Here is an 18,549-nt window from a genome sequence, read left to right as displayed (position 1 = left end):
TCAGCGGGCCTCGGTGACCTGACCGGTCGTGGCGGAGGCCAGTACGGCGAGGCAGGCCTCGGCGATCGTGCCGGGGCCGGCCGTGCGGGCGGTGACGCAGTTGACCCGCACGCCGTACGCGGCCTCCTCGCCCGCCAGCGCGCGGGTCAGCCCGGCCAGCGCGGACTCCGGCACGGCCGCCAGGCTCCCGTCGCCCCCGCCCGTGCAGAACAGCAGGTGGCCGCGCGACTCCCGGAGGTACGGCAGGGCCGCCCGCGCGGCGCGTACCGGCCCGAGGATCCCGTGCTCGACGGCCCGCGCCATGTCGCCCTCGGCGGCCTCGCCCAGGGAGCCCGGCCCTCCGGCCGCGACGATCACCACGCGGTCGGCCGGGCCGTCCAGGGCCGTGGCGACCTTGGCCCCGTGCCGCGCGGCCAGGGCGGTCAGCGCGTCCGCGACCGGGCCTTCGCCGAGGACCGTCACCGCCTGCGCGGCCAGATCCGTGGCACTTTGCGGAATCGCCGTGGTGGCGAGGTGGAAAAGCGTCTCGGCGATGGCAAGATCGGTCGGATGGGTGACCTTGATGTTGCGCTCGCTGCCCGGCACGACGTGGATCGGCACCTCGGGCAGGTAGCGCAGCACCACCCCGCAGTCGTCGGTGGCGGGTCTTCCCGCGAAGCCGGGGTCGGCCAGCGCCCTGCGGTACGCCTCGCGGATCACCTCCAGCCGGAACCCCTGCGGCGTCTGCGCCCGCCGGAACACCGCCCGGTCGGGGATGTCGCGGATCACCTCGCCGTCGCCCGCGGGGTCCACCCGCAGCAGGGTGTCCGAGCTGGGCACGGCCACCCCCACCGCCCGGTGGCGGGCCAGCGCGGCCACGCAGCCGGTGATGATCGCCGGTTCCACCAGGAACCGCACCGCGTCGTGCAGCAGCACGTCGGCGTCGCCCTCGCCGATGTGCTCAAGGGCCCGCCAGGTCGTCTCGGTACGGCTGGCGCCGCCCTCGACCACCGCCCGCACCTTGCGAAACCCCTCCCGGGCGATGATCTCCTCGGTCTCGCGCACGTGGCCGGGCGTCATCAGCACCACGATCTCGTCGATCTCCGGCGCGCCCTCGAACACCGCCAGCGTGTGGGCCAGGATGCTCCGCCCCGCCACCCGCGCGAACTGCTTGGGGGTCTTCAGCCCGGCCCGCGTCCCGACACCGCCCGCCAGGATCGCGGCCACGGTACGGCGACGCCGGTCGTCACTAGCGGTCACGGATGCTTCCTCCACGTCGAGGGGGGTGCGGATGACCCGAGCGTATCGGCAGGGACACACCACCGTCTGATCAGGAATGAATCGTCCGTCGTGGTCGTGAACTCAGGTCGACATCCCGCTACGCTGGGTGCGCACTTCCGTTCGCGCGACGGCTCCGCCGGCGTGAGGGAGCGAAGGAGTAGCCGTTTGGCAGTGATGCCGAAGTGATGCCACCGTCCCCGCCGTCGCCGCCCACCCAGGCGCAGGCCGGCCACCGGCCTTCGCGCGCCGCGGCCGTGGTGCTCGCGACCACCCCCGCGGCCAGGTCCGTCCTTGCCGACGGCACTGTCCTCGACCGGCTCGCGGGCCAGCTCGACACCCTGCCCGTCCGTGACGTCCACGTGGTGGCGCGCACGGCGGTCGCCGTGGGTCCCGGGGCCGCCGACGGCGCCCGGGGCCTGGTGGACGATCTCAGAAGCGTGGCGAAGGTCGCCAGGGCGTCCTCAGGGCCCGTCGCGGTGCTGCCCGGCGACCTGGTGGCCCACCGGGAGGCGCTGGCGATGGTGCTCGAACACCCCGCCCGCGACACCGCCGCGCTGGTCGCGGCCGATGGCGGGGACGGCGGCCCGCTGCGTCCGCCGGTGCGCGTCGAGCGCGGCCGGGTGGCCGCCGCGGGCAGTTCCTACCACCGGGTGGTCCGGCCAGACGGCACCTTCCGCGGCGTGTTACAGGTCGGCGAGGCCGATCTCGGCGGCCTCGCCGGGGTGGCCGAGGAGCTGGCCGAGCACGTGCAGGGCGGCCGGCTGGGCACGGTCACCGGCGCCGAGGTGGGCGACCTGATCCTGGTCGGCCTGGTCCGCGCGGGCGTCCCGGTGCGCGCGGTGATGCTCGGGCCGCTGCACTGCGACCGGGTGACCGGCCCCGGCCAGGCCGCCGACGCCGTACGCCGCCTGGCCGAGGTCGATGAGACCGCCGCCCGGCTGGACGCGGCGATCAAGTCCGACGACGGGTTCGTCGCCACCCACCTGGTCAGCTCGTGGTCGGCCTGGCCGGTACGCCTGTGCGCCCGGCTGTCCCTCACCCCCAACGCGGTCACCGGCATGTCGCTCGGGCTGGCCGCGCTCGCCGCGGTGTGGTTCTCGGCGGGGCAGCGGGCCGCGATGCTGGCGGGCGCGGGGCTGGTGCTGCTGTCGTTCGTGCTCGACTGCGTGGACGGCCAGCTCGCCCGCTTCACCCGCGCGTTCTCGCCGCTCGGGGCCTGGCTGGACGCGATCTCCGACCGGGCCAAGGAGTACGCGGTGTACGTGGGCCTGGCGGCCGGGTACGCCGGGGCGGTGGCGCTGCCCGGCGGGATCTGGGCGCTGGCGGTCTCGGCCATGGCTTTGCAGACCCTGCGCCACACGATCGACTTCTCCTTCAAGGCGTCGGTGGCCGGGGCCGAGCGTGCCGGCCCGGTACGCCCGCGCTCGCTGGCCGACCCCGGCGACGTGCCGCCCGAGACCCCGTCCCCGGCCCGGCCCAGCCCGCTGGTGCGCCTGTCCGGGCGCTTCGACCAGGGGGCCGTCCGGTGGCTGCGCAAGATCGTGGTCCTGCCGATCGGGGAGCGGATGGCGCTGATCGCGGTCACCGCGGGCCTGTTCGACGCCCGGGTGACCTTCCTGGCCCTGCTGGGCTGGGGCGGCCTCGCCATGCTCTACACCGTGGCCGGGCGCGTGGCGAGGTCGGTCTCGTGACCGGCGGGGGAGGTACGAGCCGGTGATCTCCGTGAACATGACCCCGGTGCCGCCGAGCACGCTGGTCGCCTACCGCGACGACGGCTCGCTGTCGCGCGGGATGGGCCTGCTGGTGGCCGGGCAGTTGCCGCCGCTGCCGCCCGCGCTGGCCGGGGCGTTCGTGACGGCGGTGCTGCTGGTGGTCGGCGTGGCCGGTTCGGACGGCCTGGCGGTGTTCGCCCCCGCGGTCGCGCTGCTGCTGGCCGGGCCGGGCAGTTCGCACATCCACGACGGCCGCCTGGACTGGCTGGTGCCGCCCACCCTGCGGCTGACCGAGTACGTCTTCGTCGCCTCCGTGGGGTTCGCCAGGGACGTCCCGCCCGCGCTGATCTTCGCGTTGCTCGGGGCGATGGCCTTTCACCACTACGATGTCGTCTACCGCGTGCGTCAGCGCGTCTATCCGCCCTCCTGGCTGGCCACGGCAGGGCTCGGCTGGGACGGGCGGATGCTCCTGGTCGCGCTCGGCGGGCTCGCCGGCCGGGTGACGCTCCTGTTCGTGCTGCTCGGGCTCTACCTGTGGTGCCTGTTCCTGTGGGAGAGCGTGACCTGCTGGCTCGCCGCCCCGCGTTCCGGGCTGGAGGCCGCCGACCTCGGCGCCCAGGACTGACGTGGCCGGCTCGGCGCCGGTGCGTTAACGCGATTCGAGGGCCCGGCTAACGGGGGATTACACGATCAGGGCCGGAAGGCAACTAACCTTTGGGCCTACGAATGTGACGCGCGGATGAGGAGTTGCACGTTGCTGGGAATGGTGCTGGCCGCCGGGGCCGGACGTCGTCTGCGGCCGTACACCGACACGTTGCCCAAGGCCCTCGTGCCGGTCGACGGAGACACCACGATCTTGGACATCGCGTTGCGCAACCTCGCCGCGGTCGATCTGCGCGAGGTCGTGGTGGTGGTCGGCTATGCCGCACAGGCCGTACACGAGCGCAAGGCCGATCTGGAACGCCGCCACGGCGTGCGGCTCACGCTGGTCCACAACGACAAGGCCGAGGAGTGGAACAACGCCTACTCGCTGTGGTGCGCCCGCGAGCACTTCGCCCAGGGGGCGCTGCTGGTCAACGGTGACACCGTCCACCCGGTCTCGGTCGAGGAGACCCTGCTCGGCGCGCCCGCCACGACCGACGTGCTGCTCGCGGTGGACGACGTCAAGACGCTCGCCGAGGAGGAGATGAAGGTGACACTGTCGCCCGAGGGCGACCTGCGGGAGATCACCAAGCTGATGGACCCGGCCGCCGCGTACGGCGAGTACATCGGGGCCACGCTCATCCGCCCCGGGGCGGCCGAACGGCTGGCCGACGCGCTGCGCGCCACCTTCGAGCGCGACCCGCAGCTCTACTACGAGGACGGCTACGCCGAGATGGTCGCGCGCGGCGAGCGGATCGCGGTGGCGCCGATCGGCAAGGTCGAGTGGGTCGAGGTCGACAACCACGACGACCTGGCCAAGGCCCGGGAGATCGCATGCCGATACTAGCCAGGATGCTCCCCGCCCCCCTGACCATGCAGGTCCGCCGGGGAGCCATCGCGGAGCTGGGTTCGGTGCTCACCGACAGCCGGGTGGCGACCTCCGGCCGGGTGGCCGTGGCGGTCGGGGCCGGGCAGGGCGACAAGATCGCCACGATGATCGCGCCCTCGCTGGGCGAGGCGGAGTTGTTCCGCGTGCCGGATGGCTCGGTCGACGCCGCCGTCTCGCTCGGGGCCGACCTGCGCAAGGGCGCCTTCGAGGCGGTCGTGGGCATCGGCGGCGGCCGGACCATCGACGCGACGAAGTACGCCGCCTCGCTGGCCGGCATCCCGATGGTCGCGGTGGCCACCAACCTGTCCCACGACGGCATCTGCTCGCCCACCGCGTCCCTGACGCACGAGAGCGGAAAGGGCTCCTTCGGCGTGCCGATGCCGCTGGCGATCATGGTCGATCTCGACTTCGTGCACGACGCGCCGCCGTCGCTGGTCCGCGCCGGGATCGGCGACGTTGTGAGCAACCTCTCCGCGATCGAGGACTGGCAACTGGCCGCGGCCGAGCGGGGCGAGCCGATCGACGGGCTGGCCTGTTCGATGTCGCGTACGGCGGCCGAGGCCGTGGTCGGCCGGACCGATTCGATTGAGTCCGATGCCTTTTTGACCGTTCTGGCCGAATCGTTGATCCTGTCCGGCATGTCGATGGTCATCGCAGGGTCATCTCGTCCCGCCAGCGGCGGCGACCATGAGATCCTTCATGCCGTGGATCAGCTCTACCCCGGCACCTCCAATCACGGCGAGCTGGCCGGTATCGGCGCCGCCTTCTGCTTCTTCCTGCGTGACGACACGCAGCGGCTGGCCCAGGTGGCGAGCTGCCTGCGGGCGCACGAGCTGCCCGTGACACCGGGCGACGTCGGCCTCACCGACGAGCAGTTCGCCGAGGCGGTGACGCTCGCCCCGGCGACACGTCCGGGCCGGTACACGATCCTGGAGCACCTTCGCCTGTCCGACACCGAAGTGCGGGAGCGGGTGGGAGCGTATGTCCAGGCCGTCGGTCGCTGAGATCCGCGCGGTCGCGCAGCCGGCCGGCACGATGGACCGCCGCAGCGGCGAACACTGGGCCGGCCTGCTCTACATGCGCAAGCTGTCGGTCTACGTCACCTGGGCGCTGGCCAAGACGCCGATCACGCCCAACCAGGCGACCGGCCTGATGATCCTGTGCGGCCTGCTGGCCGGGGCGGTGCTCGCGCTGCCCGGCCTGTGGGCGGCGGTGGGCGCGGCCGTGCTCGTCCAGGTCTACCTGCTGCTGGACTGCTCGGACGGCGAACTGGCCCGCTGGACCGGCCGCACCTCGATCACCGGCGTCTACCTCGACCGGGTCGGCCACTACTTCGCCGAGGCCGCGCTGCTGATCGGGCTGGGCTTTCGCGCGTCCGTGACGGCCCCCGACTGGTACACCGTGCTGGGGTTCGCAGCGGCGCTCGGCGCCATCCTGATCAAGGCGGAGACCGACCTGGTGGACGTGGCCAGAGCGAGGTCCGGGCTGGTGGCCGCGACCGAGGCGTCGGCCGAGCACTTCGCCTCGCGGCGGCTCGGCCTGGCCCGCAAGGCGGCGGCAGCGCTGCGCTTCCACCGCATCGTGCAGGCCGTCGAGCTGTCCATCCTGGTGGTGATCGCCGCGGTCTGGGACGCGCTGACGGGCGGCGGCGCGGCCACCCGGGTGCTGGTGGTGGCCTGCGCGGTCGTGGCGGTGCTCCAGCTCGTGCTGCACCTGGTCAGCATCCTGGCCTCACGGCGGCTCACATGATCGTGAGCGCGTTCGCGCCGACCGGGAACCGACCGGCGGCGCGGTACGTCGTATGTGGAAGACACTCACTGTTCGGTGGGGGTTTGCTAGCGGTTCCGATACGCTTATTTCGCGGTAAATCTGGAATGGAGCGTTCGGACGGAATTGCCCGACAAGGCAGACTCGGTGATCATGGAAGTATGCAGCGCACGGCCGATCAACGCGTCAAGGCGATGACGCATTGAAGATTTCGTGCGTCATCCTCACCATGGGCAACCGGGTCGCCGAGCTTGACCGGGCGGTGGAGTCCGCGCTCTGCCAGGCCGACGGCGACGTCGAGGTGGTGATCGTCGGCAACGGGGCGGACGTGCCCGAGCTGCGCGCCGAGCCGCTCCCGGGCTCCTCGGTCAAGATCGTCCGGCTGCCGCGCAACACCGGCATCCCCGCCGGGCGCAACCGCGGGGTCGAGGAGAGTTCCGGCGATGTCGTGCTCTTCCTCGACGACGACGGCTGGTACGCCAACCAGAAGGTCGCCGCCCACGTGCGCGAGCGCTTCGCGACCGAGCCCGACCTCGCGGTGATCTCCTTCCGGGTGATGGACCCCGAGGGCGGCAACGGCCAGCGCCGCCACGTGCCCCGGCTGCGGGCCGGCGACCCTGAGCGGTCCTCCCCGGTGACCACCTTCCTGGGCGGCGCGTGCGCGATCAGGCGCTCGGCGTTCCTCCAGGTCGGTGGCCTGCCGGAGCGGTTCTTCTACGCGCACGAGGAGACCGACCTGGCGTGGCGGCTGCTCGGTGAGGGCTACCGCATCGAGTACGACGCCGAGACGGTCATGTACCACCCGCAGGTGCCGCCCACCCGGCACGCCGACTTCTACCGGCTCAACGCCCGTAACCGGGTCTGGCTGGCCCGGCGCAACCTGCCCTGGCCGCTGGCCGCCCTCTACCTGCTCGACTGGGTCGTGCTCACGCTGCTCCGGGAGCGGTCGGGGATGGCCCTGCGGGCGTGGTTCAAGGGCTTCTCCGAGGGGCTGCGCGAACCGGCCGGGGAGCGCCGCCCGATGGCCTGGCGCACCGCCTGGCGGATGCTCCGCCTGGGCCGCCCGCCCATCGTCTAGCGCCCACTCTCACGTCTGCGTGACCTGTGTGGCCTGTGTGGCCTCGCCGATCGTCATGGACAGCTTCGCGATGGTCGCGGTCATCAGCGCGTGCTTGGGCAGCCCCAGCTCGCTGAGCTCCTTGGCGATCGGATGGTTGCCCAGCCGGATCAGCGCGCCCCCCGGGCGGGCCCGCACCCCGCGCGGCGACATCGACCACGGGGTGCGCCGGATGACGCCGCCGAGGTCGGCGTAGGCGTCGAGGGGTGCGGCCGTGCGCGCGACCGGCACCGGGAAGCCGGGCTTGACCAGCAGGTCGAGCACCAGGCGGCCGTCCCTGCGCAGCACGCAGCGCTTGTACGGCGAGTCGAGCCGCAGGTCGATGTCCGCCAGTTCCTTGGGGAACCCCCAGATGCCGCGCCCGGCCTCCATGGTGAACGCCTGGTCCACCGGGAGCCAGTGGACGAACGCGCCGGTGCCCACCCGGCGTACGTCGGCCAGGCCGGCCAGCGCCCCGCCGCCCCGGACCCGGGCCGCCCCCGGCGGGCGTACCAGGAAGGACACCCCGAACTCGGCGTAGGACCCCAGGTCGGATTCGGTGTACCGGACGAACGTCAGCGTGCAGGCGGCCCTGCCGGGGAGCACCTCCGTGATGTCCAGCCCCGAATAGGCGATCACCGCGCGGGCGGCGTCGGCGCGGACCAGATAGGTCGCCACGCAGGCCGTCGCCTCCCGGACGCGCACCGGCATGGTGACCAATCGTCCCTGGATCAAGTGGTGTGCCATGGTTCCAGTAGACCAACACCCCGTGCCCGCGTCACGCACCGCCTACACCGTGACGGCCTTGCCGGGCGGCGGGGCCGAGGCGATCTTGGCGGCCAGCGCCCACTCCTCCAGCAGCGCGACGAACTCGGCGGCGTGCTCGGGCCAGTTGTGGTGGTGCAGCGCCTCGGCGTACCCGCGCGCGCCCATGGCAGCCCGCCGTTCGGGGTCCTCGCGCAGCCGGAGCACGGCCTGCACCATGGCGTCCACGTCGCCGAACGGCACGATCACGCCGCAGTCGATCCGGCCCACCAGCGAGGCCGACAGCGGCAGCGGCGTCGTGATCACCGGGATGCCCCGCGCCATGTACTCGATGACCTTCGTCGGCAGCGACTGCCGGTAGTTGGGCACGTCGTGCAGCAGCGACAGGCCCGCGAGCGCGCCCTCGGCCATCCGCAGCGCGTGCCGGTTCGGGACGTAGCCGAACCAGTCCAGCAGGCCCTCGCGCTGCGCGTCGCGCAGTACCGGGCGCACGCCGGGGTCGGCCGCGCCCACCAGGTCCATCCGGACACCGTGCTCGGCCAGCCTGCGGGCCAGCTCGACCAGCTCCAGCGCGCCCCTGGCCTCCGACAGGTGGCCGACGTAGACGATCCGGTCGTCGCCGGGCGGCGGCGGGGCGGACTCCGGCACGAACGTCGTGTTCCTGATCACCGGGTGCAGGCGGTCGAACCTTCCCTGGTAGGAGTCCTCGGCGAGGATCAGGCGCATCCGGCGCTCGGCGTTCGCCTCGATCCGCCGGATCAGCGGCGGCAGCGTCCGGCGCAGCACCTCGGGCAGGTACTGCTTGGCCACCAGGGCCCCCGCCGTGTCCTCGTGCACGTCCCAGACGCACGGCGGACGCCGCCGCCCTCTGGGCAGCGCGAACAGCAGCTCGATGTCGTGCACGACGATCACGTCGGACTCTTTGGCGGCCCGCCGCAACGCCCGCCGCGCCGCCCTGATCGCCCGGTATCTTCTGCGCCCCACGGCCCTCGGCACGTCGACCGCGCGTACTTCGGGCCTCGGCGTGACGTTGCAGTGCGTGAAAGGCGCGATATATGTCACCTCGTGCCCCGCATCGAGCAGCGCGCGGATCTGCCGGTGCAGAATCCGCGCGTCCTCGGGATGGTGGACGACGGTCGCGACGCATACGCGCATGCTTCGATGCTGCGCCGCCATCCCGTCGCGCCCGGATGTGTTGCGTAAATGCTGGTGGAACGACCGTTTAACTTCAGGTCTTTCCGGGTTGCGCCTTCTGTCCTCTGGTGGCGGTGGCCGGCTTGGCGGGGCGGCGGTACAGCCAGGTCAGGCGGGGCTCGATGATCCACTTGAACAGCGTGCGCGTCCCGGGCAGGCACAGCACGATCGCCAGCGTGAAGCAGATCGTCATGATCGCGATCGCCCCCAGCGGGCCGTACAGCCAGGGCAGGCTCAGCCAGCCCATCTCCTTGGCGATCATCACGGGGACACCGTGCAGCAGGTACGCGTACAGCGTGCGCGTGCCGAGGTCGGTGTACCACGTCTGGCGGCGCGGCACGAGCGCCAGGACGGAGAACGACATCGCCAGCGCCGCCACCAGCAGCGCGGCGCGCAGGCCGAGACCCATCCACCAGGAGAGGTGCAGGTCGTGGTAGCTGTCCTTGAAGTAGATCGGGGCCAGCTTGACGTGCGGCGCGATGATGATCGCCACCACGGCGGCGGCGGCCAGCGTGACCGCCGCGACGATCTTGACCCACAGCCGGTTCAGCAGCTCGAAGTGCTCGGGCTTGATCATCAGGCCGAGTACGAAGAAGGGGAGCAGGCCGAAGAAGCGGTCGAAGCTGAAGTCGCCGGATATCTCCGAGAAGCCGGAAAGCAGGTAGATGGCCACGGCGACCAGCAGCGGCTGCTTCATCCGCCGCCACACCGGGGTGGACAGCCGCCACAGGAGCAGGGCCAGCAGGTACCAGTTCAGCCAGGCCGGGTCGATGATCGTCAGGCTCCACTTGGAGCCCAGCGCGTAGCGCAGCGCGGCGTAGCCGATCTCCACGATCAGGTACGGGATCAGGAAGGTGTCGACCAGCTTGTTGGTCTTGGCGTTGGAGTTCCAGAAGTTCCGGCTGAGGTAGCCGCTGATCAGCACGAACAGCGGCATGTGGAAGCTGTAGATGAACAGGTACGCCGAGCGCGCCGACCCCGCGTCCAGCGTGGGCACCAGTGAGTGGCCCATCACCACCAGCGCGATCAGTAGGAACTTGACGTTGTCCAGGTACGGTTCACGCTGTTTGGCCGGGCGTGGGGGCTTGGGCGCGGCCTGGAGGGTGCTCTTCCGCTTCGGGGGAGCCGGGGGGGCCGCCTTGCCGGGGGCGTCGGCCGGGTGCGGGACTTCGAGCCGCTGGGTCGCCGGGAGGGGCGGGGGAGCCGCCTCCTGGGCCGGGGAGAGGAAGCCTTGCACGCCGTAGGGAGCCGCGGTGGCGGTCGCGGGCGGCTCGTACGGGGGCGCGGACGGTTTGTGCGGGGCCGCAGGCGGTTTGTGCGGGGGCGCGTCGGCCGCCGGGATCGGCGGGAAGCCGTGCGGGGCCGTGTCGTCGAGGCGGAGCTCGGCGGGCTCCTCCCGGCTCGGCGGCTCGTGGGCGGCACTGTGCCGGTCGGTGAAGGCGTGGCCGCCAGGGGCGGGCTCAGGGGCCGCCGCGGGCGCGCTGGGCGGCGTGAACCAGTCGCTGGGCCCTGCGGCGGGCGGATAGGGGCTGCGGCGGGCGGGCTCGCCGTCCAGCGGGCGGCGCGGAGCCGGTGTGCCCGTGGCGTCCCGGGTGGCCTCCCGTACGCCTTCCGCGTGCCGGTCGTGGGCCGCCGCGTTCGGTTCGTGCGCGGAACCGGTTTCGGGGGCCCGATACGGCGACTCGTGACCGTTCCCGGCTCCTCCTTCCGAGCCGGACTCCTCGTGGCGTGGCACATGGCGGAAGGTGGATCGGGCGTCACTCACAGGGAAAAGCTCTGCTATCTGTCGGAGTCAGTGAGCAGTCGGGCGCGCCGTCAAGGCGCGGGGCGAGGACGATCGGTGCTCGCCCTCACCGACCCGACCACCCTAACGGGCTCCTTGATCATATGTAGCGGTTGCCGCCGAATCCCCTACAGGAACCCAGGGAATCGTTACGAATCCGCCCGGGTTCGCTGGCACGGGTCGGTCTTGTTCACTGGCACGGGTTGGTCTTGGCGTTGACGACGCTGCCCTTCAGGTCGTCCGGAATCTTGATGGGGGCCTTCACGCCCTCCCAGTCGGCGCCCACGATGAGCTGGACGACCGGCGTCGCGCCGTCATCGGCGCCCGCGCCCGTCGCCGGGGAGGCGGTCGCCGTGGAGCTGGGACCGGTGGTCGCGGCGGCGGTGTACGGCTCCACCTGCACCGGCTTGATCTTCCCGGCCTGCGGCGAGACCTTGGCCAGCAGCTTGGCGGCGATCGGCGAGGCGTAGTCGGCGCCGTTCGCGGCCTTCTTTCCGAACAGGATCTGGGTCTTGGGCACGTCAACGCCGCCCGCCCTGGCGTTGCCGACCTCGACGACCTTGAAGCCCTGGGCGGTCAGCGCGTCGGCGACCTCCTTGGCCCTGCCCGGCACCGTGGTGCCGTTCAGCACCTGGACCTTGATCTGCGCCGGCTTGATCACCGGCTTGGCGGGGCCGGTGGTCTTGCCGCCGGGGGAGGGGGTGAGCTTGGGCGTCGGCTTGACCTCGATGTCGCTCTTGATGGCGGCGAACAGCTGGTTCGCGGCGGGCTGCTTCCAGATGACGCGGTTCTCGTCGTCGGGGTGCGGCCCCCAGGGCACGGTGATGAACTGCACGCCGTTCGACGTGAGCTTCCTGGCGCTCTGCGCGATCTGGAACAGCGTGTCCGGGTTGTTGGCCAGCTCGGGGTTCATCTTGACCGACTTCGTCGCGGCCTTGATGAAGCTCCACAACTGGCCGGGGTCGGTGATCAGGTCGCTGCTGGTGGCCTTCTTGACCACCTGGGACAGGAAGACCTGCTGGCGCTTGATCCGGCCGATGTCGCTGCCGTCGCCGTAGCCGCGCAGCCGTACGTAGCCGAGGGCGGCCTCGCCCTTCAGGTTGTGCCAGCCGGCCTTCAGCTCCAGCTTCGCCTTGCGGTCGTTGACCGGCTGCTTCAGACACACCCGGATGCCGCCGAGGGCGTCGACGATGCTCTTGAAGCCGGTGAAGTCGACCTCGACGAAGTGGTTGATGCGGACGCCGGTCAGCGATTCGAGGGTCGCGATCGTGCAGGTGACGCCGCCCTGGTTGTAGGCGGCGTTGATCATCTCGACCCTGGGCGGGAGCGTCGAGTTGTTCGGCCCGGGGCAGGACGGGATCTGCACCACCGAGTCGCGCGGGAAGCTGATCAGGGTGGCCTTGTCCCGGTCGGGGGAGATGTGCATGAGGATCATGGTGTCGGTGCGCTTGCCCGCGTTGAGCATGTACTTGCCGTACTTGAGGTTGTCGCCCTCGCGGGTGTCGGAGCCGACGAGCAGGACGTTGAGCGCGCCCGTGCTGTTGGGCGGGCGCTTGTCGCCGAGTTTGGAGTTGACGTCCTCGGTCGTGATGCCGCTGGAGAGGGACCGGTAGAGCGTGTAGCCGGTGAGCGTGCCCGCCACCACCAGGCCGGTCAGGGCGATGCTGCCCCAGGCCAGCAGACGCATCTTGCCGCCGCCGTCGTCGCCCTCCTTGCGCCTGCGGCCGGTGCCGTCGTCGTCGTTCGGCGGTTCGCCCCGCGCGGACCTGTCGTGCCCCTGCTCCGAGTGGCCGGTGCGCCCGTGGCCGCGTCCGGAGTGTTCCGCCTGGTCGGCGAGCGCGGCCCGGCGCGAACGCCTGCCGCCCTGCTGCTCGTGGCCGGGGTCGGGGTGGGAGGGCCTGTCGCGCCGCGGACCGGCGGCCCCGGGGCGGCCCCGCTCGGCGTACGCGTCAGGGTCGGTGTATCCGCGGCCCGCGCGGCCCTGCTCGGGGTAGGCGCCGCCCGGGTCGGTGTAGCCGCCGCCCGGGTTGGTGTATCCGGTACGGCCGGGGCCCGCGGGGTCGTGGCCGCCGCGGGCGTACCCGTGCTCCTGGCCCGCGCTGCGCTCGAAGGCGGAGGGGCGTTCGTCCCTGCGGCGGCGGGGAGCGGTGCGATCGGGGTCCGGCGGGTCCGCCTGGGGCACGTGGCGGCGGCGCTGGTAGCCCGCCTGCTCGTCCGGCGGCTCGCCCCCGGGCATGCCACGGGCGGCCCGGCGCGCGGCGCGACGCCCGCCCGGTTCCTGAGGGTCGACCCGATGCTCGGTCACGGGGCCTCCTTCGCCGGCGCCTTCGGCGACCGCGTGACGGGCCGCCTGATCGCTCGCTCGCTCAAGGTCCCCTTCCCTGGTCGTGCGAGGCCCGCAGCCGCGAGCACCCCGGTTCACCTGCTCGTCGCGAAAAAGGGTAGGTCAATCATCCGGTGCCCGACGCCATGATCGAGCGAATCGGTCCACGACCGATTCCGGCTTCGCCGTGGTGATCTGGTTGCTCAGCATACTCAGATTCGGACATTTCGTGGAATGTTTGGGGAAACCTACTGGGATTACGCGTCTGCCTGCGTGTCTTCCGGCCGTTCCTCTTCCGGCCGTACGCAGATCACCGCCGCCAGCGTGGCCAATGGCAATGCGGGCAGCACGTACCGGTAGTCGAACTCCGCCACCGCCGCCGGGGTGACCAGCAGTACCAAAGCCACCGCCCATGGAAGGGTCCAGACCGCGCGTTTCCACGAATGCGGCGGGAAGCCGGGGATCGCGTCCCTGAGCGTGCCGGACCGCCGCGCCCGGCGTACGAGCCTGACCAGGACCGCGCCCGGCGGGATCAGCAGAACCGCCAGCAGCCCGATCCCCGGCAGGTGTACGACGTCCTGGTAGGCACGCAGCACCCCGGCGAACGGCTCGACGATCCGCGTGCCGATCTCGCCCTCCTCGTAGACCTTCGCGGCCTCGGCCCCGACCCGCGCGGGGTAGCGGCCGGGGGGCGGCGGTGGCCGTTCCGGGAACTCGTAGTACGCGTAGATCTCGGCGTCCGGATAGACCGGCCGGTCCCAAGCGAACGTCCGGGTCAGCTCCGACAGCACCGACCCGACGTACTCAAGCGGCTGGCTCCTGATCGCCAGCAGCGCGAACCCCCCGGCCAGCGAGTCGTTGGCGGACGAGAACGTGATGCCGGGCCGTCGCACGAGCGGGGAGTCGGCGGCCCAGATGTACTCCTGGGACGGCGGGCGCAGTGACGGCGGCCGGGGGTCGCAGAGCCGCGCCAGGTCGGGCGGCGGGCGCATCACCGAGCAGTCCGCGAACGACATCGTGCGGGCGTAGAGGAACACGCCGTTCGCGCCGACCAGTCCGACCCGCTGGTGGGTCGCGTAGAACCAGCCGCCGTACACGAAGATCGGGATCAGGGCCGCCGCCGCCATCACCCCGGCCCGTACGGCACGTCCCCGCGCCCCGCGCCGCCGGTCCTCACCCGCCTCCCCGGCGTCCAGGTCGGCCGGGCGGAGCAGCAGCCACGCCCCGATCACGATGATCAGCGGCAGCCCCACGGACCTGGTCAGCGTGGCGGCGGCGACCAGGAGCCCGATCGCGCACGCCGTACGCCACCGGGGCCTGCGCGAGATCCCCAGGCACACCGCCGACAGCACCAGGAACGCGAACAGCGTGTCGGAGACCAGCAGGTGTTCCAGCTCGATCTGGTAGGCGTCCAGCAGCACGGGCGCGGCGGCGAGGGTGGCCGCCCAGCGGGGGGCCCGCAGCCGCCGCGCGACCGCGTACACCAGCACGCCCATGGCCACGCCGAGCGCGTGCTGGACGAACACGACCAGCCCGAAGGAGTGGAACGGCCGCAGCAGGAGCAGGAAGAAGGAGTAGCCGGCCGGGCGTACCAGGTCGGGGCTCGGCCGCATGGCCGTGACGACGTAGGTGTAGGTGTCGGGGAACCACAGGGCGTGCTGGAAGCCGAGCATGGCGAGGATGCGCAGGACGACGCCCAGGGCGAGCACGCCGGCGAACCAGCGGTTCGCAGTTGTCCACAGCCGTAGCCGGGTCACGCCACCTCCGTTGTCCACAGGCGAGGCCGGATGCGCCGACTCGGCGGCGATCTCCCGTTAGGCTCGCGCTCAGTCATGAAAGGTACCGGTTTCGACCTCACGCGGTGGCCACGAGCGGGCCGGGTGCTCGCCGTGGGCTCGGCCGCGCCCGCCCTCGCGCTGGCCGGCTGGCTCACGGCGGCCCTGCCGCTGCTGCTCGCGGGCCGCTTCACGCCCGTGTTCGCCCTGCTCACGGGCGTGCCGCTGGCCGTCCTCGCCTGCTGGGCGGGGGTGCGCCGGGCGTCGGCCCCGATCGAGGCGCGCCCCTGGCACGTCGTGGCGGTCTTCGCCGTCGCGATCGGGTCGGGGGTGTTCAACGCGCTGCTGCACGCCGAGCAGCTCATCGTGCGGCGCGATCCGGCCACCTACGCGCTGAGCGCGGCCTGGGTCGCCGAGCACGGCTCGCTGCCGATCCCCTACCAGGACGCGGCGTTCGGCGGGACCGATCCGGCGCTGATCTTCGAGAGCGTCGGGTTCTTCGATCATCAGGGCGCGGTCGTCCCGCAGTTCGTGGCGGGGCCGTCACTGATCTACGCGATCGGCCACTGGGCCGGTGGCGTGACCGGCCTGCTGCTCACCCCGGCCGTCCTGGGCTCGCTCGCCGTCCTGACCGTCGCGGGGGCCGCCGCCCGCCTGATCGGCGGCCGCTGGGCCCCGCTCGCCGCCCTCGCGTTCGCGGTCAGCCTGCCCATCCTGTACACCTCCCGCACCACGTTCAGCGAGATCCCGTCCCTGATCATGATCTTCGGCGGGGTGATCCTGTTTCTCGACGCCACTTCCGGGGGCTCTGGGAGCGGTCGGCGGGTGGTGGCGGGGCTGGCCGGGGCGGTGTTCGGGCTGGCCACGCTGGTCCGCATCGACGGGCTGCGGGACATCTTGCCGGTCCTCGCCTTCGCCGGGCTGCTGGTCGCGCGGTCGCGCGCGCGGCGAGAGGGGCCGGGCGGGCTCGGTGTCTGGCTGCTGGGCGGCCTGGTGCTGGGGGCCGGTGCCGGGTTCACCGCCGCGTGGCGGCTGTCGTGGCCCTACCTCGAATATCTACGAGGTTCGCTGGTCCCGCTGCTGCTGATCTGCGCGGCGGTGCTGGTGCTGACGGTCCTGGGCGCGGCCCTCGCGCCACGGCTCGCCGCCCTGCGCCTGCCGTCCCGCCTGCCCGGCGTCGTGGCGGCACTGGTCGTCACGGTCACCCTGATCCTCGCGGCCCGCCCCTTGTTCCAGACCGTACGCCGTGTCCCCGACAACGACTACGACCGCCGTACCGCCGATTTCATCGAGGCCATCCAACGCGGCAACGGCCTCCCCCCCGACCCCCACCGCCTCTACTACGAACACAGCCTCACCTGGGTGACCTGGTACGTCGGCCTCCCCGTCGTCCTCCTCGCCACCCTGGCCGCCGCCATCCTCGCCCGAAGACTGACCAACCTCACCACCACCCCCCACCCGGGCCTGCTCCCTGCAGCCCCCGGGTCCGACCGACCAGCAAGGCCCTCGGGGGCAGGCAGGACCATCGGGGCCGCTAAAACCGACGGCCCGACAAGGGCCACCGTCCCGCTCACCAAGGCCGACAACGCGACCGCTCAGGCCGGCGAGACCGATCAGTCGTCCGGGGCCGAGCCTGGGACGTCCGGAGCTGCTGGGCCGGGCAAGCGTGCTGGCAGCGCCGGTGGGGCCGATGGGCCGGGCCAGGCAGCCCCGATCGCCGGGGGCGCTGAGGCCGATCAGGCGGGCGGGGCTATCCGTGCTGACCGGGCCGTGCGTGAGGCGGGGCGGGGTGGGGGGTTCGGGTGGGCGGTGGCGTTGGCGATCATTGGGTGGACGACGTTCAGCACGTTGTTGTTGCCGTCGATCACGCCCGACCATCCCTTCGCCTCCCGCCGCCTGGTCCCCGTGGTCGTGCCCGGCATGGTGCTCCTCGGGGTTTGGGGCCTGCGCTGGGTGCTCGCCAAGGCACGCGAGCGGGGGTACGGCCTTCGGGCACGGCGTGGCCTGGCCGTGGCCGGGGTCGTGCTGGTCCTGGTACCGCCCGCCTTCGTGTCCGGTGGCACCGCCTTCACTCCCGTCGAGCGCGGTGAGGCCGCCGCCGTCTCCGGCCTGTGCGCGGCCATCCCCCCCGACGCGTCCGTGCTGCTCGTGGAGCGGGTCACCGGCGACCGGTTCGCCCAGGTCGTCCGTGGCCTGTGCGGCGTACCGGCGGCCCGCGTCCGTATCCTCTCCACCATCCACAAGGAGGTGGCCCAGCCCGCCGATGTCAAGCGCCTGATGACCCGCATCCGCCAGGCCGGCCGCCGCCCGGTCCTGCTCGCCGCCGCCCAGAGCCAGCTCACCCCCTACGCCCCGGCCCCCCGCCACACCTTCCACCTCCGCAGCCGCCAGGACGAACGCAGCCTCACCTCCCCCCCGGACGCCACCTGGTCCCTGTCCATCGACGTCTGGATGGCCATTCCCGGATAGTTCTTCCTACTCACTTCCTACCAAGGGCGTATGCTGGTGGTATGGCGGTGCGCAAGCTATCGGTTTCCTTGCCCGAGGAGGTCGCGGAGGCCGTTGTGGCCGCGGCCGAGCGGGCCGGGCTGACGGTGTCGGCCTGGATGACGCGTGCCGCTGCGCATTCCGCGCGGATCGAAGCGGGGCTCGCGGCGGTGGCCGAGTGGGAGGCCGAGCACGGTGCGATCACCGCCGGGGAGTTGTCCCAGGCGGCCGCGGTGCTCGCCGACGCCGATGCGCGGATGTTCGGCGGAGCGGATGACGCACGGCTGACCGGATGAGGGCGAGCGCGCCGCGCGCTGCGATCGTCTACGACGCGGGCGCGCTGATCGCCGCCGAGGCGAATCAGCCGCGGATGTGGCGGTTGCATCGGCAGGCGCTTGACGAGAAGCGCCGGATCATCGTGCCGGTGCCCGTGCTCGCACAGGTGTGGCGCGGATCGGCCCGGCAGGCGTCACTGGCGCGGCTCCTTTTCGGCTGCGAGATCGCCGACATGACCGAGCGGATCGGCAAGGAAGCCGGGGTGCTCTGCGGTAGGACGGCCACCCGGCGGCGAACGGCCCCGATGGACGTGGTCGACGCGACCGTGGTGGTCGTGGCGATCATGGCCGCCGCCGCGATCGTCACCTCCGACCCTGATGACCTGGCCGCATTGACCGATGTCGCCGATCCGGTGATCCGGCCTGCGTTGATCAAGATCTGAACGTCCTTCCGGATTGCCGCCACCATGTCACCGCGAATACACCATATTCGGGCGTATGACGTCGGAGCCTGGAGATGCTGAGGTGCTGTCCTTCGACGGGGGACCCGGGGCGGCGGGGCGAGGCAAGGTCATTTGGAT

15 protein-coding genes are annotated in these 18,549 nt (G+C 72.2%); 9 read left to right on the top strand and 6 right to left on the bottom strand.

The genetic code is table 11. The annotated features are described in order from the left end of the window. Window positions 1–1,239 carry a bifunctional cytidylyltransferase/SDR family oxidoreductase gene (locus DP939_RS26870; RefSeq protein WP_199565427.1) on the bottom strand — a complete coding sequence of 413 codons (1,239 nt, stop codon included), beginning with the start codon at window positions 1,237–1,239 and terminating at the stop codon, window positions 1–3. 206 nt (window positions 1,240–1,445) lie between these two features. On the opposite strand from DP939_RS26870, the gene DP939_RS48835 reads away from it, so the two are divergent. The 6 genes from DP939_RS48835 to DP939_RS26840 all read left to right on the top strand — a co-directional run bounded on the left by DP939_RS48835 (window position 1,446) and on the right by DP939_RS26840 (window position 7,348). Next, a complete protein-coding gene (locus tag DP939_RS48835) occupies window positions 1,446–2,951 on the top strand; it encodes a CDP-alcohol phosphatidyltransferase family protein (RefSeq protein ID WP_113983555.1) in 1,506 nt (501 codons plus the stop codon). A gap of 22 nt (window positions 2,952–2,973) precedes the next feature. After that, window positions 2,974–3,597, top strand: a complete 624-nt coding sequence (locus DP939_RS48830) for a DUF5941 domain-containing protein (RefSeq protein WP_113983554.1) — start codon at window positions 2,974–2,976, stop codon at window positions 3,595–3,597. A gap of 129 nt (window positions 3,598–3,726) precedes the next feature. After that, a complete protein-coding gene (locus tag DP939_RS26855) occupies window positions 3,727–4,461 on the top strand; it encodes a phosphocholine cytidylyltransferase family protein (protein WP_113983553.1) in 735 nt (244 codons plus the stop codon). Window positions 4,462–4,466: 5 nt separating this feature from the next. Then, window positions 4,467–5,507, top strand: a complete 1,041-nt coding sequence (locus DP939_RS26850) for an iron-containing alcohol dehydrogenase family protein (protein WP_199565426.1) — start codon at window positions 4,467–4,469, stop codon at window positions 5,505–5,507. After that, window positions 5,485–6,252 (top strand): CDP-alcohol phosphatidyltransferase family protein, encoded by a 768-nt coding sequence (locus DP939_RS26845; protein WP_113983551.1) that lies wholly within the window; start codon window positions 5,485–5,487, stop codon window positions 6,250–6,252. Before DP939_RS26850 ends, DP939_RS26845 begins: the two co-directional genes overlap by 23 nt. Before the next feature lie 220 nt (window positions 6,253–6,472). Next, window positions 6,473–7,348, top strand: coding sequence for a glycosyltransferase (locus DP939_RS26840; protein ID WP_113983550.1), 876 nt, complete (start codon window positions 6,473–6,475; stop codon window positions 7,346–7,348). A gap of 9 nt (window positions 7,349–7,357) precedes the next feature. Here the strand turns inward: DP939_RS26840 and DP939_RS26835 are convergent, their stop codons facing one another. The 5 genes from DP939_RS26835 to DP939_RS26815 form a co-directional block, all read right to left on the bottom strand. After that, window positions 7,358–8,113, bottom strand: a complete 756-nt coding sequence (locus tag DP939_RS26835; RefSeq protein ID WP_113983549.1) for an acetoacetate decarboxylase family protein — start codon at window positions 8,111–8,113, stop codon at window positions 7,358–7,360. Window positions 8,114–8,155: 42 nt separating this feature from the next. Next, the gene (locus DP939_RS26830; protein WP_113983548.1) at window positions 8,156–9,286 is read right to left on the bottom strand and encodes a glycosyltransferase; all 1,131 of its coding nucleotides are present in this window, start codon (window positions 9,284–9,286) and stop codon (window positions 8,156–8,158) included. 73 nt (window positions 9,287–9,359) lie between these two features. Continuing rightward, entirely contained in the window at window positions 9,360–11,090 is a 1,731-nt protein-coding gene (locus DP939_RS48825; protein WP_147268155.1) for an acyltransferase family protein, read from the bottom strand. A 208-nt stretch (window positions 11,091–11,298) separates the two neighbouring features. After that, window positions 11,299–13,413, bottom strand: coding sequence for an LCP family protein (locus tag DP939_RS26820; protein ID WP_225878519.1), 2,115 nt, complete (start codon window positions 13,411–13,413; stop codon window positions 11,299–11,301). A 275-nt stretch (window positions 13,414–13,688) separates the two neighbouring features. After that, a complete protein-coding gene (locus DP939_RS26815) occupies window positions 13,689–15,188 on the bottom strand; it encodes a phospholipid carrier-dependent glycosyltransferase (RefSeq protein ID WP_225878518.1) in 1,500 nt (499 codons plus the stop codon). Between the two features lie 75 nt (window positions 15,189–15,263). Here DP939_RS26815 and DP939_RS26810 point away from each other — a divergent pair, with 75 nt between their 5' ends. From DP939_RS26810 to DP939_RS26800, 3 genes are read left to right on the top strand one after another with little or no spacing between them, the layout of a single operon-like run. Then, complete coding sequence (locus tag DP939_RS26810) at window positions 15,264–17,675, top strand: hypothetical protein (RefSeq protein WP_147268154.1); 2,412 nt, start codon at window positions 15,264–15,266, stop codon at window positions 17,673–17,675. A gap of 41 nt (window positions 17,676–17,716) precedes the next feature. Further along, window positions 17,717–17,989, top strand: coding sequence for a hypothetical protein (locus tag DP939_RS26805; protein WP_113983545.1), 273 nt, complete (start codon window positions 17,717–17,719; stop codon window positions 17,987–17,989). Beyond that, the gene (locus DP939_RS26800; RefSeq protein WP_113983544.1) at window positions 17,986–18,411 is read left to right on the top strand and encodes a PIN domain-containing protein; all 426 of its coding nucleotides are present in this window, start codon (window positions 17,986–17,988) and stop codon (window positions 18,409–18,411) included. The genes DP939_RS26805 and DP939_RS26800 overlap by 4 nt, the downstream gene beginning before the upstream one ends. Window positions 18,412–18,549 lie beyond the last annotated feature (138 nt).

This window comes from Spongiactinospora rosea (genome assembly GCF_003315795.1).
Classification (GTDB): domain Bacteria; phylum Actinomycetota; class Actinomycetes; order Streptosporangiales; family Streptosporangiaceae; genus Spongiactinospora; species Spongiactinospora rosea.
Note: the sequence above shows the minus strand (reverse complement) of the source record. Positions and strands in the feature narration are given on the sequence as shown.

Bases quoted from the DNA above. Each gene is read 5' to 3' on its own strand.
- DP939_RS48835 (WP_113983555.1), top strand. From the start codon at position 1,446: ATGCCACCGTCCCCGCCGTCGCCGCCCACCCAGGCGCAGGCCGGCCAC.
- DP939_RS26850 (WP_199565426.1), top strand. From the start codon at position 4,467: ATGCTCCCCGCCCCCCTGACCATGCAGGTCCGCCGGGGAGCCATCGCG.
- DP939_RS26845 (WP_113983551.1), top strand. From the start codon at position 5,485: ATGTCCAGGCCGTCGGTCGCTGAGATCCGCGCGGTCGCGCAGCCGGCC.
- DP939_RS26835 (WP_113983549.1), bottom strand. From the start codon at position 8,113: ATGGCACACCACTTGATCCAGGGACGATTGGTCACCATGCCGGTGCGC.
- DP939_RS26830 (WP_113983548.1), bottom strand. From the start codon at position 9,286: ATGCGCGTATGCGTCGCGACCGTCGTCCACCATCCCGAGGACGCGCGG.
- DP939_RS26810 (WP_147268154.1), top strand. From the start codon at position 15,264: ATGAAAGGTACCGGTTTCGACCTCACGCGGTGGCCACGAGCGGGCCGG.
- DP939_RS26805 (WP_113983545.1), top strand. From the start codon at position 17,717: ATGGCGGTGCGCAAGCTATCGGTTTCCTTGCCCGAGGAGGTCGCGGAG.
- DP939_RS26800 (WP_113983544.1), top strand. From the start codon at position 17,986: ATGAGGGCGAGCGCGCCGCGCGCTGCGATCGTCTACGACGCGGGCGCG.